Below are 26,595 nucleotides of genomic sequence, written 5' to 3'. Positions count from 1 at the left end.
CTCAGCTGCGCGGCCGCGTGGCGCGCGGCGCGGCCTTGCGCTTGCCGGCGGCGCGCGCGGCCTGCGGCTTGCCGTTCCCGGCATGGCTGAGGGCAGACGCGGTATCGGCCGCGTCCACGGGCGCAACTGCGTCGGCAGCCTCGGGCGGATGACCCGTGCCCATCACTTCGGCGACTTCGCGATAACGCCCCAGCCGCTCGCCTGACAGCGGGCCGCCGACCGTCATCACGCGATGCGCCGCCACCATCAGCTTGCGGCGGGTCTCGCGGTCCGGCACCAGTGCCGGCAGCGCCCGGATCGCGCGCTGCGGATCCAGCCTGACGATAAAGCTCTGCTGGCGCACCGCGGTCTTGAACGCGGCCAGGTCGGCCTGGCCGCCGGATTGCTCGGTGGCTTGCTGCTGTTCGCGCGCAATGCGGCGCAGCAGGTTGAACGGCCGCTCCTCGATGGCGCTGGGGCGATCGGCCACGTAGGCCAGCACGCGCACAAAGGCCTCCAGCGTGCCACCCTGCCCGATCGCCGCCTCGGCATCGTGCAGCCGGCGCTGCGCCAGCTCCTTGCGCAACGCCACGGTGACGGGCGACTCCACGTTGGCCGGCACCTGCCCGCTCATGCCCACCAGCGCCGCCATTGCCGGCGAGCCGTAGATTGCCTCGAAGGTCCGCTCGTACCACGCGTCGCGTACATCGCGATACTGGTCGAGCGCGCTGACGATCTGCGCCGACGCGGCCTTCTCCATGGTCAGGAACGGGTTGTCCGGCGCCACCGGCGCGCGATGCGCGCGCACCATCGGCGCCATCGCGCCGATCCACGCCATCCACGGATTCATGTCGGTCGCCAGCGAGCGCTCCAGCCGCGCCGGGTGCAGCGCGCGCATCCACTGCGCGCCCAGTTCATTGGACATCGCGCGCACCCATGGCGAGACGAAGGTGTCGTACATGTGCTGGTTGATCTCGGCCACGCGCCGCACCACCTCGAACGGGCGTTCGTCCTCGCGGCCGTCGTCCAGCGCCAGGATGTCGTTGACGCTGCGGCGCTCGAAGCGCACCAGGTAGCGCCCTTCGATCAGGTCCTGGTGCGGCAGGTCAGGCGCCACGTCCTCGATCTTGGCCTCGTACAGGCCTGGCGGCAGCACATCGATCAGGTCCAGCGCGCAGAACAGTTCGCTGTGTTCGCGATTGGCGACGCCGGCGGAAACAAAGATGCCCAGGTGCCCCACGGTCTCGTGCAGGCAGTAGACGATCACCTGGTCGTTGGCGACCAGTTCCTCATCGGTGGGGTACAGGTCCGGGATCCAGTTCAGCGCCTGCTGCGGCGGCGTGATGTTGTCCCCCCAGGACGCGAAGACGACCACCGGCGAACGGATGTTGCGCAGGTCCACCACGGTCTTGCCGTCGCTGCTGCGCACCTCGCCCGCGGTCAGCCGGTTGCCGACGAACAGGTTCTGCACGATCCAGTCGATCTCGGCGCGGTTCATCAGGAAGTGGCCGCCCCACCAGCGCTCGAACTCAAGGAAGCGCGGGCCTTCCGTGTCCGCCCTGGCGTAGACGTCGTAGAGCTTCTTCCACAGCGTATTGGCCGGATTGAGCTGCTCGAAGTTCTGCACCAGCCAGGCTCCGTCGAAGCGGCCATTGCCCATGTCGGCGGTCAGCGAGGCCAGAAACGAGCCGCCCAGCAGCCCGCCGCTGTAGCGCATCGGGTTGCGCCCGCGCACGCCCGACCAGTACGCCAGCGGTGCGCCGGCCACCAGCAGCGGCCCGGTGCGCTCGGGCGCGACCGCGGCCAGGATCATCAGTGCCCAGCCGGCCTGGCAATTGCCGATGACGAAGGGCTTGCCGGGTGCGTCCGGGTGCCGCTCGCCGACGATCTTGAGGAAGTCGGCCTCGGCGCGCGCCACCGATTCGATCGTCTGCCCCGGGCAGGGCTCCGGGAAGAAGGTCACGAAATAGCACGGATGCCCGGTGCGCAGCGCGATGCCGATCTCGCTGTCGGCCTTGAAGCCACCGATGCCGGGGCCGTGGCCCGCGCGCGGGTCGATCACCACGAAGGGGCGCTTGGCAGGGTCGGTCGGGCTGTTGGCCGGCGGCACGATGCGCAGCAGCGCGTAGTTGACGGGCTCGGGCAGTTCGCGGCCGTCGGCCAGCAGTTCATGCTCGAACACGAGCACAGGCGGCATGCCCTCGCGCTCATGCTCGGCGGTCTCGTTGCCGCGCTCGCGCAGGATGTCGAACAGCAGCACGGTGCGCTGCCAGGCGTCGGTGAAGTATTCCAGCGCCGGCTGGCCGAGCGCCGCGAACGGATTGGCGGCTGCAGCGGCCTGCGTGGTGGAGGGTGATGGGCCGGAGCTGCCTTGCGGCGGCTTGGCGGGTAGGCGTGCGGTCATTCCACTTTCCCCTGATTGGCGCCGCTGCCGGGCGCTGGCGCGCTGGCCGGCCACCGGAGTGACGCATGTTGCATTGCAACTCAAACAAGCCTAGCAGCCGCGGCGATGCCATGCAACCCGCTGACCGGCGCCCCGAAAGCCTCGCGGCACGCAGCATCCATCCGTCATCAGCCCGACAAATTCGTCGCCTATACTGGCGCAGTGCGCTTGCGCAATGCAGCAAGGCGGTGCTCGGAGCACCCGGCGCGAGACCGACGGCCATCCCTCGACGCCACCGCGCCAGACCAGTATCCTTGCCCAGCATCCGCTCTCGGAACATCGCCATGACCGCTGCCTCGACTGCCATGTCTGCCATGTCCGGACTTGCCGCGCCCGCCGCCGAGGCGCCGGACAAGTACGCCGCGCTACTCGCGCGCTGCGCCGGGCTGCCGCCCATCCCCACCGCAGTGGCGCACCCCTGCGATGTCTCATCGCTGAGCGGCGCGCTCGAGGCCGCGGAGCTTGGCCTGATCGTGCCGATCCTGGTCGGGCCCGCCGCGCGCATCCGGCAGGTCGCCGCCGAGCATGGACTTGCGCTGGGCGACACCCGGATCATCGACACCGCGCACAGCCATGCCTCGGCCGAGCGCGCGGTCGAAGCCGTGCGGGCCGGTGACGCCGAGCTGCTGATGAAGGGCAGCCTGCACACCGACGAGCTGCTGCACGCGGTCACCGCCTCGGCCAGTGGCTTGCGCACCGGGCGGCGCCTGTCGCATGTATTCGCCATGAGCGTGCCGCGCTACCACAAGCCGCTGTTCATCACTGACGCGGCGGTCAACATCTTCCCAACGCTCAACGAGAAGGCCGATATCTGCCGCAATGCCATCGACCTGGTGCGCATGCTGGGCATCGGGCAGCCCAAGGTGGCGATCCTGTCGGCAGTGGAAACCGTCACCGACAAGATCCCCTCCACCATCGACGCCGCGGCACTATGCACCATGGCACGGCGCGGCCAGATCACCGGCGGCATGCTGGACGGCCCGCTCGCCTTCGACAACGCCATCAGCCGCGAGGCCGCCATCACCAAGGGCATCGACTCGGACGTGGCCGGCGACCCCGACATCCTGCTGGTGCCGGACCTGGAAGCGGGCAATATGCTGGCCAAGCAGCTGACCTTCCTGGCCGGCGCCGAAGCCGCCGGCATCGTGCTGGGCGCGCGCGTGCCCATCATCCTCACCAGCCGGGCCGACAGCGTGCGCGCGCGCATCGGCAGCTGCGCCATTGCCGTGCTGCTGGCGCACGCACGCCGCAACGCCGCAGCCGCGGCGCAGGTCTGAGCCGTGCCCGTGCGGCCCTTGCGCAACCACTTGGGAGTCCATCCAGCGTGACCGCCATCCATCCTGCCGTGCATCCCGTCATCCTCGTTGTCAACGCCGGCTCGTCCAGCGTCAAGGTCTCGGTCTACGCCGTGCCCGACGCCGCGCATGGCAATGCCGACATCAACCCGGTGCTGAGCGCGCACGGCCAGATCGAGGGCATCGGCGTGGCGCCGCGCCTGACCGCGCGCATGGCCGACGGGCGCGTGGTCGCTGACGAGACCTTCCCGCAGGCCCAGGTGGCTGACCACGACGCCGCCTTCCGCCTGGTGCGCCTGGTGCTGAGCGTGGGCCTGCGCGACAACCCGCCGGTGGCGATCGGCCATCGCGTGGTGCACGGCGGCGCCGACTATGCGCAGGCCGTGCGCATCGACGACGAGGTGATCGCAAAGCTGGAAGCGCTGGTGCCGCTGGCGCCGCTGCACCAGCCACACAACCTGACTGCCATCCGCGCGGTGCGCGAGGCCGTGCCGGACCTGCTGCAGGTCGCCTGCTTCGACACCGCCTTCCATGCCGGCCACGACGTGCTGGCGCAGCTGATGGCGCTGCCCTACGCGTACTACGAGCGCGGTATCCGGCGCTATGGCTTCCACGGGCTGTCGTACGAGTACATCGCGCGCCGGCTGCGCCAGGTCGCACCCGACCTGGCCGAGGGCCGCGTGATCGTGGCGCACCTGGGCAACGGCGCCAGCCTGTGCGCCATGCGCAACGGCCGCAGCGTGGAAAGCACCATGGGCCTGACCGCGCTCGACGGCCTGCCCATGGGCACGCGCTGCGGCTCGGTCGATCCCGGCGCGCTGCTGTGGCTGGCGCAGCAGGGCATGAAGCCGGCCGAGATCCAGGCGATGCTGTACCAGGAATCCGGGCTGAAGGGACTGTCAGGCGTGAGCAGCGACATGCGCGCGCTGCTGGCCAGCGATGCGCCGCGCGCGCGGCTGGCGGTGGACTTCTACACCTACCGCGCCGCGCAGGAGATCGGCAAACTCGCCACCACGCTGGGCGGCCTTGACGCGCTGGTGTTCACCGCGGGCATCGGCGCCAACTCGCCGCCGGTGCGCGCACGCATCTGCGAACGCCTGGCGGGCCTGTTCGGCATCGCTCTCGACGGCGGCGCCAACGGCGAGAACAGCCAGCGCATCAGCCGCGACGACAGCCGCGTGCCGGTGCTGGTGCTGCCGACCGATGAAGAAGGGATGATTGCGCTGAACACCGCCCGCATCCTGCGCGAATGCGGGCAGCTCTGAGTCAGCCTGCCAGGTAGTGCCCGCGCAGCTGCGCGACGTCCACTTCGAGCGCGTCGCGCAGGTAGTTGTCGACGCTGCCCCAGCCTGCGTCGATGGCCTGCATCGAAGCATCGAGATAGCTGGCGCGGACTTCCAGCAGCGGCGTCATCACCGCGGGGGCCACGCCAAGCCCGGCCATGCGCGCCAGCGCAGTCTGGTTGAACTGCGCATTGCGCTGGTTCGACTCCAGGTAGTTGGCCAGGATATCGTCCTGCGCCACGCCCAGCGCCGCCAGCAACAGCAGTGCGGCAAAGCCGGTGCGGTCCTTGCCGGCGGTGCAGTGGAACAGCAGCGTCTTGCCGCCCTGCGCGGCACGCATGAAGCCGGCGAAGGCCTCGCGGTAGCGCACCGGGAAGTCGCCATAGACCTCCAGCATGAAAGCATCCATCTGTGCCGGCGTGCTGGCGCGCAGGCGCGGCATCAGCACGTCCATCGCCATGCTGCCCTCCAGCACCGGCGCCGCCACCCAGTGGAAGCGCTGGCCGAAGGCGGCCTCTTCGGGCGACTTCTCGCCGGGCGAACGGAAATCCACCACCATGTCGAGCCCGAGCATCTGAAGCCGCTCCAGGTCCGCCGCGCTGGCCAGCGCGGGGTTGCCGCTGCGGTACAGGCGCCCCTGGCGCACGCGGCGTCCGCCCGCGCCGGCCAGGCCGCCCAGGTCGCGCGCATTGCTGATGGTGTCGAAGGCCAGGTCATGCCGGCCCTGCACGCTGGCCGCGGCCGGAGCCTGCGGCACGACGGCATGGGCGGGCAAGCATCCTGCGCGTTGAAGCCACTTGATCATTGTTCTTTCCTGATTGTCCTTGCGATGCGGGCCGATGCCGTGCCGGCGCTTCAGCGCGCGCGGTACGCCGGCACATGCCAGCGCAGGTGGCAGCCGGCGATATAGCGCCGGTCCAGCCGCGCCACCAGCTTCCACACCGTCAGCGCACTGGCATCGATATCGACCCACGCCCACGGGTGCTTCGGGTCGCCCGCTTCCACCAGCTCCACCGAACGGATCTTCGCATACCGCGCCAGCGCCTCGCGCAGCGCCGCCGCGTCCAGCCCAGCTTTCAGTCCTCGCACTAAAACCTTCATGGTCGGCTCCAATTATTTCAGATCATTCCCGCTCATGCATCACCCGGCCGGGGCCATGGTGGCGTGCTTGCGCACACACACCGCCGCCAGACCTTATGTAGCGAGCTTCTCACCGGTATGACGCCTGCGGCGGCCCGGATATCCATTGATCACGCGTGGATTTGATCTGGCTCATGGCGGGCGGAAATAGCGTGGAGTTGCCGTCGACAGGGCCGGCTGCCAGTCGGAAAATTCCTATCATGTCGAACGCGTGCAGTATCCCGGCGAGCATGAAGCCGCGGCGGGGCTCGCGCCCTGCCGCGGGCGGCTGGCACAATACGTGCCATGAAAAGCCTCTGGTCCGCCTTCATCAAGCTGCTGGTGCTCGCCGTGATCGGCGGCGCGCTGCTGGCCGCCATCGCCATCCTGGCCGCCAACCGGCAACTGCCGTCGCTCGACGCCCTCACCGCCTTCCGCCATACGCCCGACTATGTGCCCATCGGCAAGATCCCGCGCGAGCTGACCGACGCCGTGGTGGCGATCGAGGACGAACGCTTCTATGTGCATGACGGCATCGACTACATCGGCGTCGTCCGTGCCGGCGTTGCCAACCTGTCGGACGAGCTGTCGCAGGGGGCATCGACCATCACCATGCAGGTGGCACGCAATTTCTACCTGTCGCGGGATAAAACCTACACGCGCAAGCTGTATGAGGTGTTGCTGTCGTATCGGATCGAGAAGGCCCTGACCAAGGACGAGATCCTGGAGCTGTACATGAACAAGATCTACCTGGGCCAGGGGGCGTATGGCTTTGCCGATGCGGCGCGGACTTACTTTGGCAAGCGGCTGGACCAGTTGACACTGGCTGAGTGTGCGATGCTGGCGGGGTTGCCAAAGGCGCCTTCGGCTAACAATCCGGTGGCGAATCCCAGGCGGGCGCGGCAGCGGCAGGTTTATATCCTGCAGCGGATGCTGGAGCTTGGGCGGATCTCGCGGGGGGAGTATGACGGGGCGTTGCTGGAGCCGTTGAGGTTGAGGTAAGCGTGGGTGATGGCGCTGGCGGAAAATGTCTCGCCCTGGGGGAAGGATCAGAGTCCGGCCACGATCCGGCGAATGGAAGCAACGCCATCAATTTCGATAGCGCAGTGGGCAGCGGACTGCCAAACGCTGCCAAGGCTGCCATCGCGCAACAGGCCGGGGGGCCAGTCGGCTCGCGTTGACGTTGGCCCGATAACGCCGTCGCTTGACGCGCCAGGCCGGGATGCATCGGCCAGCCGCTTGAGCGAAAGCTGGATACGATCCCGCCAACCAGGCCGGTGGCGGGCCCAGAGGTCATCTACCGCGGCAGCCAGGCCGGTTCGGCCCGCCATGCGCGTGTGGTCGTGCACGATGTGCACCAAGTCGGTAAGCCACTGCGCGGGCGCGGCAAGGATATGACCGGCCCATTGGGCGCTCGCGGCCTGCCAGACCACCAGCGGATAGCGGCGCCCAACCCGGTCATGCGATGCAGCCAAGACACCGAACAGGTAGCTGCTCTCGCTGGGAAACTGCAGGCCGCGCGGCCGCAGGATGAAGAGGCATGGTTCAGACCGCCGCAAGCGGGACTGAACCGAGAGACTGGGCGGGGTCAGGTGCAGCCAATGCCGGACGTTGCCGCCCGCGGAATGCGACGCCGCCCTCGCCGGGAATTCGTCGTCCCGATGATCGAACCAGCTCCGCCACGCCTGCACCTGGTCCAGCGGCGCATTGTGGCGAACAAAGTCTCCCAGCGCAGGCAGCTTGCCGAAAATCGACGGCGCCGTGATCACCCGGACCTCCCGGGACACTGGAAGCCCTGCAGCAGCCCGGTGGTCCAGGGGTTGGCGAGGCTGCCGGTATTGATATCGAGCTTCGCCTTGCGGCCGTCGAAGTCATATTCGGCCATGAAGTGGCTGGCGCTAGCGGAGCCGGCGAGCCTGCCCTTGGCGATCACCCGCATCAGGGCCCACGGGCCGTTGGCGGCCAGCGTCGAGGTATCTGGACGAATCCGGGGGCTGGCAGTGATCTCAGCCCCTTGCCCGTTCCGCGGTCCCGGCCAGGTCACCTTGAGCGGGATGACCGGACCGTGCACGTAACGCTGGCTCTGTCCGTCGAAGTCCATGTTCAGCTCGACGATCTCGGGATCGAGTTCCACCACCTTCAGGTCGACCTTCCAGGCCATCTTCTTCGCTCCCGGATCCCGGAAGAACACTTCCCGGATCTCCCTGGCGCGCTGGAACGGCACCAGACTCGGGCCAGCCACGGGCGGCACGTCGGGGGCGGTCAACTTGTAGCGCCAAGGCGAGATGGTGGTATCCACGTGCGGCGCCAACACCTTCTGGAAAAAGTCGTCCAGCACTCCGCCCGCGGCGAAGACGCGTGCAAAGTCTTCCGGGTCCACGTCCTGCATTGACGTCGGCGTGAACGGATACTTGCCGTCGATGGCGCCGCGGCAGCTCTCGCCGATGACGGCGTCCATCTGCGCAATCAGGATATCGCCCACGCCCTTGTTGACGTCCCTGGCGCCCTGCACGACCAGATCAGCCAGCACCGCCTTGAAGGGCGCCGGCAGCTTCGCCGCCTCCATGCGCAACTGCTCGCCTGCATCCGCGGGCGGCGGCAGGTTCCGGGTGCTCAGCGCGTTATTGGCCACTACCAGACTGGTGTAGTAAGCATTGACGATGCCGGCAATCGCATCCAGTTGCGGCTTGCCGGCGGTGTCCCGCGCGCCTGGCGCCGCCGGGTCGGCCTGGCCGGTAACCACTTCGCGCAGCGCGGCGAAGCGGTTATCGACCAGTTCACGTTCCTGACGGGCCTCGGCACGCACGCTCAGAGCACTGGCTTTTTCGGCCTTCTTGTCCAGCGCTGACAACGCCTTCTCCGCAAGGGACTTTTCCTCGGGCTCGAGCGGGCGGCTGAGCGTCGTTTCTTGCACCGCTGCCCGGCCCAGCCGGGCAAGCGGTGAATCCGGCGCGGCAAAGTTGCGCAGAATCTCCAGGTCAAAGGCCAGGTTGCCTCCCGTCACGGTCCGGATGTCACCCAGAAACTTCTCCCAGTTCCGGGCATATTCGCTCAGGTAAAGGCGCCGGATCTCGCGCATGAGCGGATCATTGCCCGTGAGCTGGCCGATGGCATTATCAGGCGTTTTTTTTTGAGCGCCAGGCCCTGTTCCACGCCCCATCACCCAAATGTCGACCGCCTGCGCCCTGGCGACAAACTCCGGCAAGCGGACATTGAACAGGTCGTGGTAGCCCGCATAGGTAAAAAGCCCCGGAATACCGCGCTCCAGCGGCTCACCGCTGGCCCGGGTAAAGACCGTGCCTGCCTGGGGACCGACAGCGCGCACCAGCGTGAAATCCTGCGGTGCCTCTTCCATCATGGCCGCCTTGGCGCGGTCATACAGGCGTTCGACCGAGGTATCGCTGTCCAGGAAATCGCGCGCTGAACGGATCAGTGCCTCGTTCTTTGCATAGGGCGACAATACAGGCCGGCTGCCATCGAGCAGGCTGTCCAGATGCTCCAGCACGGCCACGCGGCCACCAAAAGCATCCGCCCCGTTGCCCGTCGCCCAGTCGCTGCGCACCCAGCTACGCACGTCTGATGCGTTGAACTTGTCCTTGTCATGCAGCATCAGGTAGACCCGCAGGGTGTCGTAGGCCTGCTTGGCGTCGCGCTGGCTGAGCGCCGTTGACAACACCGCTTCGACCCTGCGCACCAGGTACGGCACCAGCAGGTTGTCCTGCAGCCTGGTATGGGTCAAGGTCGCGGCGCCCAGCACCGGCGGCACGCTGTACAGGCCATAGCGCCAGTCAGCAGAAGGATTGACCAGATCCAGGCCGGCGTAGGCAGGCAGGTCGCGGGCCGCTCCCAACACCTCCGGCATCGAATCAGGCTGCGGCTTCTTGTAAAACGCCGTAACCGTGGCGGCCAGCGCCTTGGCTTTCTCCTGCACCACCGCCAGATAGTTGCGATTGTCGCCAAAGCTCGTATAGAGCGCTCCGGCCAGCCACAGGGAAATGACCAGCACCAGCGCATGGCCAAGCAGGCGCAGCAGGCGGAAGCGGAACTCCCAGCGCAGGTTCGGCTTCACCAGGTGCGCCTCGGGCACGATGATGCGCTTGAAGACGTCCTGCAGGAAGTAGCTGCGGTTGCCGCTTGACTTTTCCGCGGCGGCGTCCTGGGCGCCAGACTTCCCGTTGCCACGCACCCGTCGGACTACGGTGCTCGCATCCGCGACGATCGCTTCCCCAGTTTGCGCCGCGCTGGTGAAATACACGCCGCGCAAGGTGGAATTCCGCTCGGTGTTGTCATAGCGCGAGTCAAGGAATATTTGCTCCAGCATCGCGACAAGCGGCTCCGTCACGCTCGCGAACTCGTCGCTCAGCGCGTAAAGCGCCCGGCGTCGGGCCAGATCGAACTCCTCATACAGCCGCCCGACCTGCCCGGCTTCCAGGCGCTCCACCAGTGCCCACATCTCCTCACGGCACTGCGCAACAACATCGATTGCTGGCTGTCCCCGCCGCCGCTTTCCCGCGACCGGAAAGGTGAACCCCAAAGGCTGGGCACGGCCTTCGCTGGTCAGGTACTGGCAATAATCCGTGAAGCCGGCAAGCTGATCGACCTTGGTCACCAGCACGTAGACAGGAAACTGGATGCCCAGTTCCTCGCGCAGTTCGGCCAGGCGCGACCGAATCCTGGCCGCTTCGATCACCCGCTCCTCTTTGGAGTGCCGAAGCAGGTCCTCCACGCTGATCGTCACCAGCGCGCCGTTGATCGGGGCGCGGGCGCGATACTTTCGCAGCAGGCCGAGGAATCCCTTCCATTCTGCCGGGTCGATCGCCGAACCCGCTTCCTGCGCCGTATAGCGGCCTGCCGTGTCGATCAGCACCGCCTCATTGGTGAACCACCAATCTGCCTGCTCGGTGCCATCCCGTGCGCGAGCCGCCGCACTCATCTGATCCGCGATGGGGAATTGCAGTCCGGCGTTCAGCAACGCCGTCGTCTTGCCGGCCCCCGGCACGCCAACCATCATGTACCAGGGCAGTTCATAGAGGTAGCGGCGGCCTTCGAACAGGCGACCGACCCGGCTGCCGCTACGCATGCCCTTGAGTTGCCGCAGGGCAGTCTGGACCGCCGTGTTCAGCCTGGCGATTTCATCCTTGGCCACAACCTCCTCGCGCTTCCCGCCAAAGTTCAGCAGGCTCTCAACAAAAGTCTTGTCCATGCGTGCGCGCTGCCAAAGCAGGTACAACACATAGACGACGAACACGAACACAATCGCTGCGATCAGCAGAATGCGGACTGAACTCGGCTCCAGCGGATGGCTGGCGCCAATCGCAAGCAACGGCCCCGCATGCCAGATCAGCAAACACAGCGCTGCGAGGCCGATCGTGGAGACCGGCCAGCCAAGCAGCCAGAACAGCGTCATTGCCAGCAACAGCACCATGAGCGTGACGCGCGCGCCGATGCCCGCCAGCGGATGCATACCACTGAACCCGAGCAGCGGTCCGATGAACCAGATAGCTGCCGCGACCATGAGCACGGCAATGAGCGCGAGCGTCTGCCGGGAGAACAGCACAGCGCCGATACGTTTCAGAAATTCCATGCCTGACCCCGATTACTGCGTTACAACGATTTCGACCCGGCGATTCCTTGCCCGGGCGGCGGGCGTCTTGTTGTCGGTAAGCGGCTCCGAATCGCCCTTGCCAATCGCTTCGAGCCGATTCTTTGCGACACCCTTGCTGGCCAGATACTCTGTCACGGTCGCAGCACGCTCTTCCGACAGCGCCTGGTTTGACGGGTACTTCGCCGTCTTGATGGGAACGTTGTCGCTGTGGCCGATCACGGTCACCTTGCCGGATACCTTGTTGATTTCCCCGGCAACCTTGTCCAGCAACGGCAGGACCTTGTCGCTGACCTCGGCGCTGCCGCCGCCGAACATGTCATCCCCGCGGAACGTGACGGCGCTGCGCGTCGCATCCTCCTGTACGCTGACAACCCCACGCGCAATCTCTTCCTTGAGCAACTCGGCGAGGCGCAGCGCCTTGGGCGGCTCCGGCGGCGTCGCCTTGCCGATGGCGAGGATCTGCTGTTCGAGATCGTGGGTGCGGAACAAGAGTTGGTACTTGTACCAGGCGAACTGGCCAAAGACCGCCAGTGCCAGCACCGACACCGTGACCCACACCGGCACAGTGCGAAGCAGGCTGAGGCGCCCGGCGTCCGCGCCGCGCCAGTGTGGCGACAGGTCGCGCGGCACGCTTTCGCGTGCCCCGCTGATCAGGTGCAACAACCGCTGCCGAATGGCGTCGAGCTGGCGATCGCCATCGGCGTGGCCGGCATAGCGGCCAAGGAAGCCAAGTGACAAGATGTGATAGATCACCTCGATCACGTCCATGTGCTCTGCGGGGGAGCTCGCCAGCCGCCCCAGCAACTGGAACACTTTCTCGCCGCCATCGTTCTCGCCATGCAGCTGGATCAGCAAGCTGTTGTTCGCCCAGGTATGGCGCCCCCATGGCATGCCATTGGCAGCCTCATCCAGCGCCGTGCACAGACAATACTGTGCAGCCAGAACGTGCTCGCGCCGAATATTGGCGCGCTCGCAGACTGCCTGAAAATCTTTCGCTTCCCCCACCAGAATTCTCTTCAGTGCAACCGCCTGATCCTGTCGCAGCGATGTCTGCATGTCGGCCAGTGCGCGCAACAGCGGCCGCGCTGCCGCAAGCAACGGATTGGCCTTGCGGCTGATCTCTTCCACCCGCTGCTCAACGGACTTGCGCACGTCGTTCTGGCTGCTCGCCTCTGCTGCGGCGCGTGAGCTCGCGTGGTCTCCTGCCCTGGCAGGCTGCGCTGCTTGCGAGTCCAATTGGGGATCACTCGACACAAGTGGCTTGCTCATTGCCGCACTCCCCACAGTTCCATACGCAACTCAGGAAAGGTCCCCGCTACGTGCAGCGCCAGCCCACCGTACTGCGCTACCTGGTCCCAGAGCGGGTGCTGCTGGGACAGTTCAAAGTAGACATGGCCAGCATTGAACGGGATCTGCCGTGGGGGCACCGGCAATGACTGCAGCGGAATGCCAGGAAGATGGGACCGAACCAGTTCCGCCAGCCGCGCGGACGGCCCCACCTTGGTCTGGGCCGGAAACTGCTGCTGCAACAGATCCGCCGGAACCTGCGCGGTCACCGCCAGCACAAAGGTCGCAAAACGGCCGATCTCGCCCGGATCGAGCACCGCCATCCGGATCCCATGCGACTGCTCCGTGATTTCAATCCGCTGCGCAGCGCGTTCCAGCACCACATTGAGCAGGAAGCGCAGATCGTCAACCAATGGCTTCAGGCAAAGATGCGGGGCATCGTGCCGATAGGCCGCATGCTCAGCCGGACGACGGGTCTGGGTGCGCACGAACGTCGACAGTTCCCCGGACAATGCCGCCAGGTGCAGGTACAACACCTCTGGCGACGCGGCCTTGGCCTTCAGCAGGTGGGTCAGAATCGGCTCGTACCGGTTCAGCAATTGGAGGATCAGGTATTCCGATACTTCGGCAGCATCCCCGCCCCGCATAGTGGCGGCAGACAGCCGCTCCGCCATCGCATCGGCCCTGAGATGCAGGAGACCGTGGATTTCGGTAAGCCATGTTTGAAGCAATGCACTGGCCGTGTAGACATTGACCGGCGGAATCAGTGCTGCATCCAGTCTGGCACTGCCATCGGCGCGGATTTCTGTCACTCTTGTCAACGGCAGGCCAAGCCAGGACTCGGAGAGTTCCTTCTCCGGCAAAAGCCGAAGACGCAAGTCTGCCAACTGCACCAGTTTTGGTCCCTGTGCGATCGAATTCGCATCCAGCAATTCCTGCTCAAAGGCACGGTATCGCGCCAGCGAATCCGTGGCATCCTCGAAGTTCGTCTCTTCCGCATTTGGCGTGCGGATCGGCACCGCCAGACAGATGATCTGATTCAGGTGCTCGGCCTGAAGCGCAAGCGGCGCCGGCACCGCCGTGTGCGCCGGAGCATCAAAGGGCGTGCCGTCCTGGAAGATTCCAGCGGCACTGGAGACCACCAGCTTACCCAGCGAGAGCGCTTCAGCGTCGATCGAGAAGTGGTGAAAGCCCCAGAAGAACGGGCTGAGCGCGGCGCTACGCTTGTGCGCGTAGTGCTCCAGATAGCGCTCCTGCTGCTGAAAGAGTTGCGGGCGCAGGAACAATCCCTCGCTCCAGACGATCTTGTTGTACCAGCTCATGGATTCAATCAGGTTTGGAAATTGTGATGGTCTGCTGTTCCAACGAGACTTGCAGCTTGACCTTGCGTGCCGGAATTGCCATGCGGTACCACGCGGCGTCCGGCGCTGGCGGCAGTTTGTAGACGGATCTCCAGGTGGCTTTGCCAAGCTCCCTGTACCCGACCAGAATGCCGATGGCTTGCGTGTCCGGATTGAGCTTGCGCTCGATGCCCCGCGACTCGCCGGGCCGGAGGATGAACTCGTCCCGTGCCAGCAGATCCTGCGTCAGCAGCGTCTTGTCTGACTTCTCCAGCGAGTAGTAGTCCGCATTCTCAAACGCGCTGTCGGTCTTGAGTTCGTAGACGCGAACCAGGACCGGAGAGGGCCTGCCCTTGTCGTCAGGGTTGACGGTGTCTTTGGCGGTTACAGCCAGATCCAGCTTCATCTGCTCGCGCTGGGCCGGCGCTGTGGAGCATGCCGAGCCAAGGACCGATACTGCGATCAGGCCAAGCAGCGACACGGTCCTCCCCATCCTGTGCCGTATCAGGAAAACCTTGCGAGTCATGAGCCCACCCGCGCCGACACCGAGCCAATCAGTACCGCACCGCATTCCGTCATATCACCGCTGGCCGCACCCGGCACGCCATCGACCTTGTACAGGCCTCTTACCTGCGAAATGCGGCTTATCCCATGCAAGGGACAACTGACGGCATCCCCCTGACGTGCGATAGGGCGACCGTTGATCCTGCGGTTGGGCGAGCCTGTCAGCACGAAGCCACCATGCGTGTGACCATCGCCAACGACAACAAGGGAATCTGCCATTGATATCTTTGCTCCGGGGTAAAAGACGTACTGACTGCAATGGGCCGGTACAACCTTCGCCAGCAGCGGACCTATTTGCATGACGCAATCATCTTCGCAGCCGCGGTAGGACTTGCCGACTCAAAGAAGGCTTCCAGGTCGCGACTGTTCTGCGGCGGCTTGGCCAGCCGAACCAGGCCTCGGCATTCACTCTCCTTCGGTGCGCTGCGCTTATCCATGCAAGCGCCTACCGCCTTGGAAAAGCTAACCTCTCCCTCACTATCCACTCCGAACGCAACATATACGTTGTGGGCGGCTGCACGCAGCGCTGGATAGGTCTGGGCGCACCCTTCGACCATGGCAATCATGGCGCCCGTCGCCGCCACTTGTTGCATCGCTGCCTGGCCTTGCAGTTCAGTCAATTGCCCGGGTGTGATATCTGCCCTGGCAAGACCAGAAAGCAGGCAGGTCGTTGCAGCAAGAACAACCGTAGTACATCGGTTGGGATTCATCATGAGGAGCTACTCCGTGTTAATGGCCTGTGCGGCCCTTGTGTGCGCAAAGCACTGCCACCCCGTCGGGCGTCCCGTCTGCCTAGCGCGCGTCCGTCTGCTTGCCGAACCACGGGTAGTAGGCAGTTGTCCTGCCCCGCGCCCGCGGCCATTCCTTGGGCGGCTCGCGCTTGGTCCAGCCTGGCGGGGGCGCCACCAGCACCGTCCACGCATCGTTGGGATTCGCCACACTGGTCACGACGGCGCTATGCCCAGTCTGGTCCGCATACGCGACCGCATAGGCAATGTTCAGTCCCGCGCTGGCCGCGCGAGCCGGGCCCACCATATGTTCCGAGACGCTGCGGAAGTCTTTCAACTGGTCCAGGTCCGGCCACTGCTGATGCACCGCCGCGCGCAGCGGGGCGAGCGCCGTATTCACATTGGGCGCGCGCCGGTCCATGTCGTGGTAGACGCGGTCGACCGGAAAGGCCTGTGGCGCCTGCACTTGCACCGCTTGCAGCAGACCCTGCCAAGCGCCGCCGGGCGAGGCTGCCCTTGCTCCGATGCCGCCCTCATGCTGTTGCGGGGTGTACAACGCGGCCAGCGGCGCATAGCCCCAGTCCGCGCTGGGATGGCCCAGGATCAGCAGCACCGAGTTTTCGTTGGTCTGCTCGCCTTTCGGATAGTTGGGCGCGTCCACGGTGTACACCCACACCGTCTTCTTCGGATTGGCCTTCAGGTACGCAATCGCCGCCTGCAGATCGTAGAAACCCACCGTTTCTATGCCAGCCATCACCGTGACGTTGGCTAGCTTTGGTTCGGGGAAGAGCTTCAGGCTCATCGCCTCGGCCGCGCTATAGATCTCCATGAAGAACAACCGGCGCGCGGCATTTAGCGTGAAGGTGGGCAGGCCAATCACCATGTCCGAGTCATAAGGGAGTCCCCTTCTGGGCTGACCGTCATAACCGGCATAGTTCTTCACAAAGTAGTCCGCCATACGCTCATCGGCATGCTCTTCGTTCTCGGCCAGAATCGACGGTGCCGGCATTCCCCAATCGACCTGCTCTGCCAATCGGTCCCGGCCATTCATGTACCGATTCGACTCCTTGATATAGGTCGGTGTATTGATCCACGGCTGCGGCATCCCAGCAAAGATGCGGATGTCGGCAAATTCCGGCCGTCGCGTGCCGTTCCGGATCGAATAGAAGTAATTCGCGTTGACCGCGGTGTGGTAGCCCAGTGGATAGAGCGGCTCACGGATCAGGGCATTAAGCGCTTTCCAGTAGACCGGGTTGGGATTGTCGTCCTTCCAGACTGGGTTGACGCCGCGGACGAGCAGCCCCGGCGCGTCGCCGAGCTTCAGATGCGGGCTGTCCGTATCGGACGGATTGCGGTCCGCCAGCCCCTGCGCCCACAGCAGATTCCAGTGGGTCGGGTAGTCCTTCCACATCAGCGGATTCATCCATTGCACGCCAAGCACATATGCGGCTGGGGCGTTGGGGCCGCTCGCGGGTGTGCGCGCAGCAAGTGGATACGGCGACGGATCTCGGTGATAGTTGGACATGGGTTTTCCCGATGAACAGGCCGACAGCAGCGCCGCGACGGCGGCGCCCACCAAGACGGCAATCGCGCGCCGTACGACCACCTTGTTCATCCAATTGACCATTGTTCTCATCCCCTCAACGCCGGTCCGTCTGCTTGCCGAACCACGGGTAGTAGGCAGTTGTCCTGCCCCGCGCCCGCGGCCATTCCCTGGGCGGTTCGCGCTTGGTCCAGCCTGGCGGTGGCGCCACCAGCACCGTCCACGCATCGTTGGGATTCGCCACACTGGTCACCACTGCGCTATGCCCGGTCTGGTCCGCATACGCGACCGCATAGGCAATGTTCAGTCCCGCACTGACCGCGCGGGCCGGTCCCACCATATGTTCCGAGACGCTGCGGAAGTCTTTCAGCTGGTCCAGGTCCGGCCACCGCTGATGCACCGCCGCGCGCAGCGGGGCGAGCGCCGTATTCACAATGGGCGCGCGCCGGTCAATGTCGTGGTAGATGCGGTCGACCGGAAAGGCCTGTGGCGCCTGCACTTGCACCGCTTGCAGCAGACCCTGCCAAGCGCCGCCGGGCGTGGCTGCCCTTGCTCCGATGCCGCCCTCATGCTGCTGCGGGGTGTACAACGCGGCCAGCGGCGCATAGCCCCAGTCCGCGCTGGGATGGCCCAGGATCAGCAGCACCGAATTTTCGTTGGTCTGCTCGCCTTTCGGATAGTTGGGCGCGTCCATGGTGTACACCCACACCGTCTTCTTCGGATTGGCGTTCAGGTAGGCAATCGCCGCCTGCAGGTCATAGAAGCCCACGGTTTCCGCGCCCGCCATCACCGTGACATTGGCTAGTTTTGGTTCGGGGAAAGCCTCCAGATCCATCGCCTCAGCTGCGCTATAAATCCCCATGAAGAACAACCGGCGCGCGGCATTGAGCGTGAAGGTGGGCAGGCCGATTGTCATATCGCTGTCATGAGACAGCCCCCGTATCAGGCTACCCCTGTTGTCGTATGTTTTTATGAAGAGGTCAACCATGCGCGCCTCGGCGTGCTCCTCGTTCTCCGCCAATATTGAGGGTGCCGGCATGCCAAGCCGGATATGTTGAGCAAGTTCGTCTCGGCCATTCAAATACCGATTCGACTCCTTGATATAGGTCGGTGTATTGATCCACGCCTGCGGCATGCCGGCGAACACCCGGATGTCGGCAAAGTCCGGCCGTCGCGTGCCGTTCCGGATCGAATAGAAGTAATTAGCGTTGACCGCGGTGTGGTATCCCAGTGGATAGAGCGGTTCACGAATCAGGGCATTAAGCGCTTTCCAGTACACCGGGTTGGGATTGTCGTCCTTCCAGACTGGGTTGACGCCGCCGACGAGCAGCCCCGGCGCATCACCGAGCTTCAGATGCGGGCTGTCCGTATCGGACGGATTGCGATCCGCCATTCCCTGCGCCCACAGCAGATTCCAGTGGGTCGGGTAGTCCTTCCACATCAGGGGATTCATCCATTGCACGCCAAGGACATATGCGGCTGGGGCGTCAGGGCCGCTCACGGGTGCGCGCGCAGTAATTGGATACGGCGACGGGTCTCGGTGATAGGTAGACATGGGTTTTCCCGATGAACAGGCCGACAGCAGCGCCGCAGTGGCGGCTCCCGCGATGGCGATGGCTAGACGATTGGTGTGCTGTTTGAATCGATCAGTGGTGTTCACCGAGCCCTCCCTGCGGAATTTGCCCACCGAAGACTGGGTCACGCTCGGTGGGTCGTTGATGCTTGCTTGCGGAAGGTGTCTGGGAGATACGGCTGTCCGAGCGCTCGTCATCCATGCCAAGAGTGCGCGGCGCTTCTGGCGCATACTCTTCACGCTCTTCCAATTTTTGGTCGCTAATACGACCGGAACCGTAGTACCAACTCCATTCCTTCATTTGATCGTCTTTCGGATCACAGCGCCGCCAGTCTGCGAACTGCCGCAGCCACTTCAACTCCTTCTGCGGCATCAAGCAGATGCCCACATCCACGTCATAAGCCAGTACCTTTTCGCAATGCTCGGGATTTGTCAGGATGGTCGAGTGGTTCGTGGCATTCAGGTCCACCGCATACTTCAGGAAGTACTCGCGCTTTTCGGTATCGAACTCGCGGAATTCCGCGAACTCGTCTCCCGTAAGATCCCCGCCATCCTTCATCTGCTCGATGGCCGCTTCATAGGGGTCGCCAGCCTTGCGCCGGGCAAGCTGACGCACGCTGGCATTGTGTTCATAGCGCAGCGCCGCTTCGTCGCTGTAGTCTGCCGCGCCCTGCCCCGCGCTCCGGTACTGGTCGTAGATGTCGTCGCTCCGGCCTTTCCGATTGAGCGCATCCGTGTGCGACTCCGGTCCCTGGTTGAAGACCCCTTCCACCGTCCCGGCTTTCGCGCTTTGCCCGCCATCGTCAGGCGCCCGCTTGTCGGTGTGATACAGGTGGATCGCCCGCGGTGCGATGGGCTCCTTCACGGCCGGGGCATTGATCGGCACGGACCAGCCGTTCGGCGGATCGGCGTTTACGGGTACATAACTGACATGTCCGAAGGTCGTTGCCCGCAGCAGGGCGAAAGTCATTTCGTAGATACCACCGAGCACGGTTGCGCCGAGCTTCTCTCCGAAGCCGCGCTGGTCGTCCTGCCATACCCGCGTCAGGTGAAAGCGCAGCGGCAATGGCTTGCGGTACCAGAATGCCCTCCCATTGCCCTGGATCGGATCGACCTTCGACGGGTTACCCTTGTCGTAATAGATGAAGTTGCTTGGCTTGGCACCCACTTCGAATGGCATCTGGCCATACTTGCCCGGATTGCCTTGGGCCCACACACGCTGAAACAAGACGTCGGCATGATGCGCGAAAGCATAGGGGCGATCGCCGCGCGCCTTGGCCGACTCCAGCATGTCGTGATCGGTACCGGCCAGCACCTCCTTCGACAAGCCCAGCCAGCCCATGCCCTGGACGGTGCTCACTGAAATCACTTGATCGTGGGGATTGCTGTAGAGGAAGACGTGCTTGCGCGTCTGACGCTCCTTGCTGTCTTGGCCGGCCGTCCATGGGACTTCGCCCTCCTTGGGACGCCGCGTTGGCGTCAGGGCGTTGACACAGTCGTCGCTGGCATGATCAAAGCTAGAGCTACCAACAATCTCAAAGAAGCGATCCAGCGTCTTGCGCCGCGCAAAAACGGTGACGCGGCCCAGGTCAGTGTCAGCGTTGTACTGCGCGAAGTTATCGAAGAAGTTAGGCAGGACGCTGTATGGCGGATTGGCGAGTACATAGGTATCCGCCACGCCGTCGCCGGCAAAGTCATGCTTGCCGATAAATGCCGAGGCCAGGCCGACCATATTGCCCTGGCTGTGACAGACCACCGTGACCGGACACACCTTGCCATAGGCTTCCTTGTGCTTGACCCGGACTTGCGCCACCAGTGCGGCCAGGCGCCGGGCAGCATGCGCGCCGTAGTGGCGTGGGGGGCAGCCGTAGATCAGCCGGCTGGTCTCCGTATTCAGGTCCTGCGCCTGCAACCCGGCAAACAGGTCGGTGACCGTGCCAGTGGTCCACAGATCCGGCAAGGCAGAGCATCCGTTGGCGAAGGGCCCCCCGCCCCAGGCATTGTCCTCGTCGAGTAGGATATTCTTGCCAACCCTTTTCAGATCGGCTTTGTTCGCCGCGTAGCCCCAACGGAATCGGATGACAGGGCTCTGGTCGCCATCGGCAACGAAGTTCGTCGCCTTGACTTCTCGGGACAGGTAGCCTTTGGTCGTCAGTTCCGGCAGATACTGCGCTGGCCGTAGCGCCCCCATATCGTACGTATCGCCCGTTTCCCCGCGCTGCTGGCGCTGATTCAAGCCTTTGCACAAGCCTTCTTCGGCGCTAGCGAACCATTCGCCGTTCGAGTTCACGCCGTGCACGAAGATGATGATGCCGGGCAGTGTCTTCAGGTCGAGTTTGCGGGGCGCCTTACTTGGGACGTGAATATCGTCGGCGCTGGCAATCGGGTTGACCCCTTGCTTGGATACTGTGGATTCACTCATCTCTCGTTCCGTGGTGATCAATGCAAAGCGGGCTCAGTACAGCTTGGGCGCAAATATTTTTACGCTTACCGCCTCGATCAGATCCGAAGCCGACTGCGCGGTTTCGCCAGCGGCATTGGTTACACCTTCCACCACACTGCCGTCCGCCTTGACAATCTGGTAGGGTGCATTGGCGACCGGTCGCTCAAGCTCGCCTGCCTTCAGCAGGAACTTCCGGCCCGCGTCACCCTGGCTAAACTGCGGCAACGGTCCGCTCAGGCTGGACGGCCCGACGATGTCGAAATCCGAGGTATGCAGCAGAATCCCGCCAGGACCATAGATGTCCACCTTGCCTCCGCCAATGCGGATGCCGGCGCCGTCCGCTGTCATCAAGCTCAGGCTCTTGCCCGCATTCAGAACGATGTTGCCGTCGGTTGCGGTCACCACTACGTTCTGTCTGGCATTCGCTTCGATGTTGGATTTCTGCGCCTGCAGAATCAGATTGCCCTGATGCGCGATGCCGCGCAGTTCACCGCTGTGCGCGAAGAACCCGATTCCCTGCCCCGCATTGACAACAAACTGCTGCCCTGCGGTCATTTGCTGGTTCAACCGTGAGACGGTGTCGATATGCGCGCCGGCATAGGTAGTCAATACCTTGGGCGTGGCCAGCGCCATGCCCGCCGGCGCATAGGCACCGATCAACGGCTGACCTCCCTTACCAGGCGCGTCCTTGTGGTTGTTGGCGCCAGCGTCCCACTCCCTCACGGCCCGCGTGAGTTCGGCCTGCGGATCCGTATCGGCAGCCAGCCCTTCATGGGCATGGCCATAGTCCCCCAACGACTTCGCCGCCTCCAGCGCCGCCTCCATGCAGCGGATAAACTCGTCGCGCGACAGGTGCCCGCCCATGGCGCCTACCTGCCCTTCGGCCGTGACGAACAACCCCTTCGCGCCGCGTATCGCACCCTGCCCATCGGTGCGCAGATCAAAGCCTTCGCCACGCCGGTCCTTGCGACCGGCGTGGTCCGGCACCCCGGTCAGATAGCCCAGGTTCAGTTGCGATGCCTGGTGGTCCGAGGACAGCTGCGCCTGGATCTGGTCCTGCGTGTCGTCCATCAACAGGTGGTTGTGGCGCCCGCCAAACAGCTCCTTGCTGCGGATCCCCGACAAGGCATGCTGCCCCGGCAGCGCCCAGGGCGGCAGATTGAGCTGGTTCGGCGCCCGCCCGACGATCACCGGACGGTTTGGATCGCCGTTGATGAACGCCACAATGACCTCCTGCCTGATCCGCGGAATGTGCATCGCGCCGAACTGGTCGCCCGACCAGCCATTGACCACCCGAATCCATGGCGACGAGTTCTCGTCGTACTTCCCGTAGCGGTCCCATTCGAATTGAATGATCACGTTGCCGTGATCGTTGCACCAGATCTCCTGGTTCTTCGGGCCGGTCACCACCGCCCGCTGCACGCCGGCCACGCGTGGTTTGCCGACCGTGCGCGGCGGGCGGAAGACTTCATCAGTGGGATGCGCTTCAAACGCAACGCGGCACGAAAACTGTTGCCCGCTGCCGGATTCGCCGCCGACATCCTCCAGATCCAGCGTGGCGCCGGTCACGAGGTACTCGCGGTTCATCGTCGGGTTGCTGTGATTGCTCACCAGATAGGTGCAGCCCGCCGCAACCCCGCGCAGCGCACCCACGCCACGCGCACGCCGGCCACGCGAGCGGCGCTCCTCCATGCGGATCCTCGCCCGCATCTCGCCCACCGCCGGGTCGACATAGTCGCCCGGGTGCTCATAGCGCTCGAAGTCGGCGAAGCTGGTATCGCGCGGCTGGCTGTTGCCGGTGGTCAGATTCGCGCGCGGCTTGCGCGGATCGTAGTCGTTCAGCGTCACCTTGCCCGTGCGCAGCCGGTTGACAGGATCGAAGCGAACCAGATGTTCCTGGTCGATCTTGAAGCCACGCGGATAGATCGGCAGCGTGTGATAGGCCTCGCTGGGAAACTCGCGGTACGCCCCCGACTCGGCGGCCAGGATCAGCCGGTGGTGCCCGCCGTCATGCTCGAAGAAATATGTAATGCCATACTCTTCGGTCAGGCGTTGAATGAAATGGGCATCGGTCTCGCCATGCTGCACCTCCCAGACCAGCTTCGGATAGACCGATGTATCGAGGCGCTTCTCCACCGCGAAAGGATAGTCTGCGAGGACCTCATCCAGAATTTCGATGACCGTCTTCTTCTGGAAAGGCTTGAAGTCGGACGTCTGCGTCGCCAGCCACAGCCAGGGGCGCAGCGTGAACCGGTACAGGCGATTCTCCGCAACGCCACCGACATGTTCGATATCGGAGATGACACCGGTGATCTCGCGATGCCCAACCCCCACCCCACCCAGCAGGCCGGTGCCCATGCCATCGAGCTCGATGGTGACGGTCATCTCGCGGCCGATCATCGCATCGGGATCTGCCTCGGCAAGATACTGTTCCGCGGCAGGCGAGACCGCACGCAGGTCTACCTTGTAGGTGAAGAGTTCGCTCAATCCCTCATGACCTGAGAGCCGCACGAACTCCAACTGGGGCTGTCCCAGCAAATCAGGAATGGCTGCGCTCGAAACGCTGACGGTGCGAGAACGCGAAGCAAGAGCAGCTAGCCTATTCATGGGATCGACTCTGGTTTCCCCGCTCATCTCTTCTCTCCCCCCACCGCACCTGGCCGGGGCCGGATCGAACTTACCACCTTGTCCCACAACAACAGCGCGTTGTCATTCGAAAGCGATGAGTCAACATAGTCGGATGCTCCCGGAATCTGGCCACCTGCCGTTAGCTCAAGCTTCATTTGTGGTCGCATGTGTCCCGGGTTGTCACGCCGAGTTTCCACAGTGAATCCCTGCATCCGATAGCCATTCTCCTTGAAGGTATCGAGAAGCTCCTCCGCCTCCATACCAGCCACACGAGGCCGGTCTTTTCGCAATGAGTGAATCGCCATTCTCAATTCCAGCGTGGCACCTTCCCTGTGCCGATCCACTCTTGCGAACAGTCCTTCATCCTGCTCGGCCAGTGCGCGCGAATAGATTTCGAAGAACATATCCTTATGAATATCGCTCCTGAAGTAGAACCTTCCAACCTCTTCGTCATGCTGGTCGTTGAGCGCCAATCCGTTGACACAGAATCCCGGCCCGGCCGCTTCTGCATCGGTGTAGGCATACGTTTTGCCGGCAAGATTCTTCAGTCTCGCTTCCTCCGAACGCAGGTCATCGGCCTCCAGCACGTCCGTCTTCAGCACGACATACCTGACACTGTCCACCTGGAGGTGAAGCTCACTTACAAAATAGCCATCGATCTGCTGATTGCTATAGCGTCGAAACATCACCGCGCTTTGCCCTATACGCTCCATTGCCCGTAGCATGGGAAGCCCGCTCTTGTCATTCTTCTTGGTATGCAGTTCTTGTTCTCGATCACCGACGACGCGGTTGAAATCCTCTCGTAACAAGACCGGTTCAATCTCTGGTGAACGCTGTTTCGGCACTTGGATATAGATACGTTGAAAATTCGCATCCCTGCCGTAGAAAAGCTCCGCGTTACCCAAGCCGTCGATCGAATCGGGTATTGGATGAAACTCCTCCGGCAAATCAATCAGGAAGCGGCCAATACAGTGCGTCTTGAAGGGCTGATGGATATCCATAGGAGGAAATGGGTTGGAGGCTGCACGCTGGCAACCGGTGCTAAGGAGCGCTGCCAACAGCAGGCCGGCGAGGGATCTTATGGTGCTCATAGCCCTGCTCGCTGAGGTTCCCTTGCCAGCGCCGTCAGCTTGACGATGGCGTATAGCGTCACCGCACGCGCGGTATCGTCCTTGTATGCAGGCTCATGTGCAAAGCCCTTGAGCGCAAACCATTGCCGGACGTTGGCGGCTGCAGCTGGTGCCCGGCCTGAGCTGATCGGAACCGTTCCGTCTCCACCGCCATCCTGCGGGGAGGCATGCAACTCGTAGTGGCTGGTGTCGTATTGCACAACTGAAGCGCCCAAGGTCGAAGGCACAATCTGCATAATGCGTTGGCCACCTACAAACTCCGGACTCACGCCATCCATTCGCACTTGCTCTCGCGGCGGCATGCGCATAACCTCCGCTAGCGCTGCCTTCCCAGTGCCATCTCCCGGTTCGATCCCCACTTTCATACGCCAGACCATATGTTCGAAGCTTTTCTGCCTCGAGTCGGCGCCATAGAACCCATAGGTTTGGGAATGGTAGCGGTCACATATGCTCGTATGGAATTGCTTTGCCGTGTCTATGTTTGCCTTCACGATCTTCCACCGGATAGGCACCCCCTCCTGTGGTGCAAGCCACTCTTCCTTGATGAGTGCCCACCAGCGATCCTTCACGGCATAGATGCCCTCGTAAGGATCTGGCTGTGGCGGCAGCAGGTCGATACCACTGGGGTCCTTCACTAGCAGCCAGCTGCTGTTGTACTGTTGCGTGGGTAGCAACTCCAGCGCGCCTGGCGCCTGCGCGAACACCGCGGTCACTTCCTGCCCCGTCTGGCCGATGACCAGGCTCGCGCCATAGTCCTCGTCTCGCATACCTACCTTGCATCGACGATACGCAACGGGAGCGCCTGTGGCCGGCATCACGCCATGCATAATCCCCACGATCTTTTCGGCCATTCCATCCATTTGCGCGCAAGCGCGTGCAACCAGACCACCCATTGAATGGGTAACGAGCATCACCTGTTCGCATCGGCCAAGGCCCTGGCGATGGATCTCGATAACCTGATCGATGCGGGCCTTTAGGCGCTGCGCCGACAGGGCATTGTCCCCAAGCCAGTTGTAGCCGCAGGCATAGACCGGATAGAACCAGTTCCGCGCTCTGTCCACTTCGCCTGGCAAGCATTGCGCGAACGGCCGGTGTGCCCCCCAAGGCCCCGAAGGGTCGGAGAAGGCTGGCCTCAGCGCATCCGGCCAGCCCTTGTCGTGGCGCTTTCCGGGATCGTTCAGGGTGCGCTCCAGCCAGAGCAGGAAGGCTCCGTAGCTAGTCTCTCCGACTTCGCCCCAGCCACGCGCCTTGTAGCCGGACTTGCCCGCAATACTGCCCGCAGCGGAGATGGGCACTGCGCCGTCATCGTCGACCAGTGTTTCGTCCGGGTGAAGCAAGGACTGGCGCTCTCCGGCCCCCTTCGTCCCCAGTTTCCTAAGCAAGCCTAGTGGCTGTCCCAGCGTCGCATCCAAGCGCCACACCGGCGTGCCGCGCTCCCGGCTCTTTAAGTTGCTGCCCATAATCCCCGGCACAAAGATCACCGGAAGCACATTGACAGGCTTAATCACCAGCTTGACCAGATCAGTCAACGGGCTCGGAGTCATGGTCCAGCCATATCGCATCGAGCCGTCCCCGTCAGGGAAGCCCGTAGCCATACGTTCGCTGCTTGCCGCTTTGCCAAGTTCCTCTGACATG

The 26,595-nt window shown here is 63.9% G+C and carries 19 protein-coding genes; 3 read left to right on the top strand and 16 right to left on the bottom strand.

Annotation, left to right across the window (positions count from 1 at the left end; translation table 11 throughout):
* Position 1 precedes the first annotated feature (1 nt).
* Positions 2 to 2,383, bottom strand: a complete 2,382-nt coding sequence (locus tag RS901_RS09725) for a DUF3141 domain-containing protein (protein ID WP_316153252.1) — start codon at positions 2,381 to 2,383, stop codon at positions 2 to 4.
* Positions 2,384 to 2,736: 353 nt separating this feature from the next.
* Between RS901_RS09725 and RS901_RS09720 the strand changes: the two genes are divergently transcribed.
* Entirely contained in the window at positions 2,737 to 3,699 is a 963-nt protein-coding gene (locus RS901_RS09720) for a phosphate acetyltransferase (protein WP_410054171.1), read from the top strand.
* Between the two features lie 47 nt (positions 3,700 to 3,746).
* Positions 3,747 to 4,982 carry an acetate/propionate family kinase gene (locus RS901_RS09715; RefSeq protein WP_316153249.1) on the top strand — a complete coding sequence of 412 codons (1,236 nt, stop codon included), beginning with the start codon at positions 3,747 to 3,749 and terminating at the stop codon, positions 4,980 to 4,982.
* A gap of 1 nt (position 4,983) precedes the next feature.
* Here RS901_RS09715 and RS901_RS09710 read toward each other — a convergent pair whose 3' ends face one another.
* Both RS901_RS09710 and RS901_RS09705 read right to left on the bottom strand, forming a co-directional pair.
* Positions 4,984 to 5,805, bottom strand: a complete 822-nt coding sequence (locus tag RS901_RS09710; RefSeq protein ID WP_316153247.1) for a tyrosine-protein phosphatase — start codon at positions 5,803 to 5,805, stop codon at positions 4,984 to 4,986.
* 50 nt (positions 5,806 to 5,855) lie between these two features.
* Positions 5,856 to 6,101 (bottom strand): hypothetical protein, encoded by a 246-nt coding sequence (locus tag RS901_RS09705; RefSeq protein WP_010811526.1) that lies wholly within the window; start codon positions 6,099 to 6,101, stop codon positions 5,856 to 5,858.
* A gap of 324 nt (positions 6,102 to 6,425) precedes the next feature.
* On the opposite strand from RS901_RS09705, the gene RS901_RS09700 reads away from it, so the two are divergent.
* A complete protein-coding gene (locus tag RS901_RS09700; protein ID WP_316153245.1) occupies positions 6,426 to 7,121 on the top strand; it encodes a transglycosylase domain-containing protein in 696 nt (231 codons plus the stop codon).
* 47 nt (positions 7,122 to 7,168) lie between these two features.
* Here RS901_RS09700 and RS901_RS09695 read toward each other — a convergent pair whose 3' ends face one another.
* From RS901_RS09695 to RS901_RS09635, 13 genes are all read right to left on the bottom strand, one after another.
* Positions 7,169 to 7,888, bottom strand: a complete 720-nt coding sequence (locus tag RS901_RS09695) for a TagF domain-containing protein (RefSeq protein ID WP_316153243.1) — start codon at positions 7,886 to 7,888, stop codon at positions 7,169 to 7,171.
* Positions 7,885 to 11,703 carry a type VI secretion system membrane subunit TssM gene (gene tssM, locus RS901_RS09690; protein ID WP_316153242.1) on the bottom strand — a complete coding sequence of 1,273 codons (3,819 nt, stop codon included), beginning with the start codon at positions 11,701 to 11,703 and terminating at the stop codon, positions 7,885 to 7,887. The genes RS901_RS09695 and tssM overlap by 4 nt, the downstream gene beginning before the upstream one ends.
* A 12-nt stretch (positions 11,704 to 11,715) precedes the next feature.
* Complete coding sequence (gene tssL, locus RS901_RS09685) at positions 11,716 to 12,993, bottom strand: type VI secretion system protein TssL, long form (protein ID WP_316153240.1); 1,278 nt, start codon at positions 12,991 to 12,993, stop codon at positions 11,716 to 11,718.
* Positions 12,990 to 14,333 (bottom strand): type VI secretion system baseplate subunit TssK, encoded by a 1,344-nt coding sequence (gene tssK / locus RS901_RS09680; protein ID WP_316153238.1) that lies wholly within the window; start codon positions 14,331 to 14,333, stop codon positions 12,990 to 12,992. The genes tssL and tssK overlap by 4 nt, the downstream gene beginning before the upstream one ends.
* 4 nt (positions 14,334 to 14,337) lie before the next feature.
* The gene (gene tssJ, locus RS901_RS09675) at positions 14,338 to 14,844 is read right to left on the bottom strand and encodes a type VI secretion system lipoprotein TssJ (protein WP_410054170.1); all 507 of its coding nucleotides are present in this window, start codon (positions 14,842 to 14,844) and stop codon (positions 14,338 to 14,340) included.
* Between the two features lie 29 nt (positions 14,845 to 14,873).
* Positions 14,874 to 15,134 carry a PAAR domain-containing protein gene (locus RS901_RS09670; protein ID WP_316153234.1) on the bottom strand — a complete coding sequence of 87 codons (261 nt, stop codon included), beginning with the start codon at positions 15,132 to 15,134 and terminating at the stop codon, positions 14,874 to 14,876.
* A 71-nt stretch (positions 15,135 to 15,205) separates the two neighbouring features.
* On the bottom strand, positions 15,206 to 15,628 hold the full coding sequence (locus tag RS901_RS09665; RefSeq protein ID WP_316153232.1) for a hypothetical protein: 423 nt from the start codon (positions 15,626 to 15,628) through the stop codon (positions 15,206 to 15,208).
* 79 nt (positions 15,629 to 15,707) lie between these two features.
* Complete coding sequence (locus tag RS901_RS09660) at positions 15,708 to 17,168, bottom strand: hypothetical protein (protein ID WP_316153447.1); 1,461 nt, start codon at positions 17,166 to 17,168, stop codon at positions 15,708 to 15,710.
* A gap of 115 nt (positions 17,169 to 17,283) precedes the next feature.
* Positions 17,284 to 18,741, bottom strand: a complete 1,458-nt coding sequence (locus RS901_RS09655; RefSeq protein ID WP_410054169.1) for a hypothetical protein — start codon at positions 18,739 to 18,741, stop codon at positions 17,284 to 17,286.
* Positions 18,742 to 18,832: 91 nt separating this feature from the next.
* Entirely contained in the window at positions 18,833 to 21,181 is a 2,349-nt protein-coding gene (locus RS901_RS09650) for a T6SS effector phospholipase Tle3 domain-containing protein (protein ID WP_316153228.1), read from the bottom strand.
* A gap of 33 nt (positions 21,182 to 21,214) precedes the next feature.
* On the bottom strand, positions 21,215 to 23,836 hold the full coding sequence (locus RS901_RS09645; protein ID WP_316153227.1) for a type VI secretion system Vgr family protein: 2,622 nt from the start codon (positions 23,834 to 23,836) through the stop codon (positions 21,215 to 21,217).
* The gene (locus tag RS901_RS09640; RefSeq protein ID WP_316153225.1) at positions 23,833 to 24,921 is read right to left on the bottom strand and encodes a T6SS immunity protein Tli4 family protein; all 1,089 of its coding nucleotides are present in this window, start codon (positions 24,919 to 24,921) and stop codon (positions 23,833 to 23,835) included. The genes RS901_RS09645 and RS901_RS09640 overlap by 4 nt, the downstream gene beginning before the upstream one ends.
* On the bottom strand, positions 24,918 to 26,594 hold the full coding sequence (locus RS901_RS09635; protein ID WP_316153223.1) for a hypothetical protein: 1,677 nt from the start codon (positions 26,592 to 26,594) through the stop codon (positions 24,918 to 24,920). Before RS901_RS09635 ends, RS901_RS09640 begins: the two co-directional genes overlap by 4 nt.
* Position 26,595 lies beyond the last annotated feature (1 nt).

Source organism: Cupriavidus sp. BIC8F (assembly GCF_032465815.1).
Taxonomy (GTDB): domain Bacteria; phylum Pseudomonadota; class Gammaproteobacteria; order Burkholderiales; family Burkholderiaceae; genus Cupriavidus; species Cupriavidus necator.
Note: the sequence above shows the minus strand (reverse complement) of the source record. Positions and strands in the feature narration are given on the sequence as shown.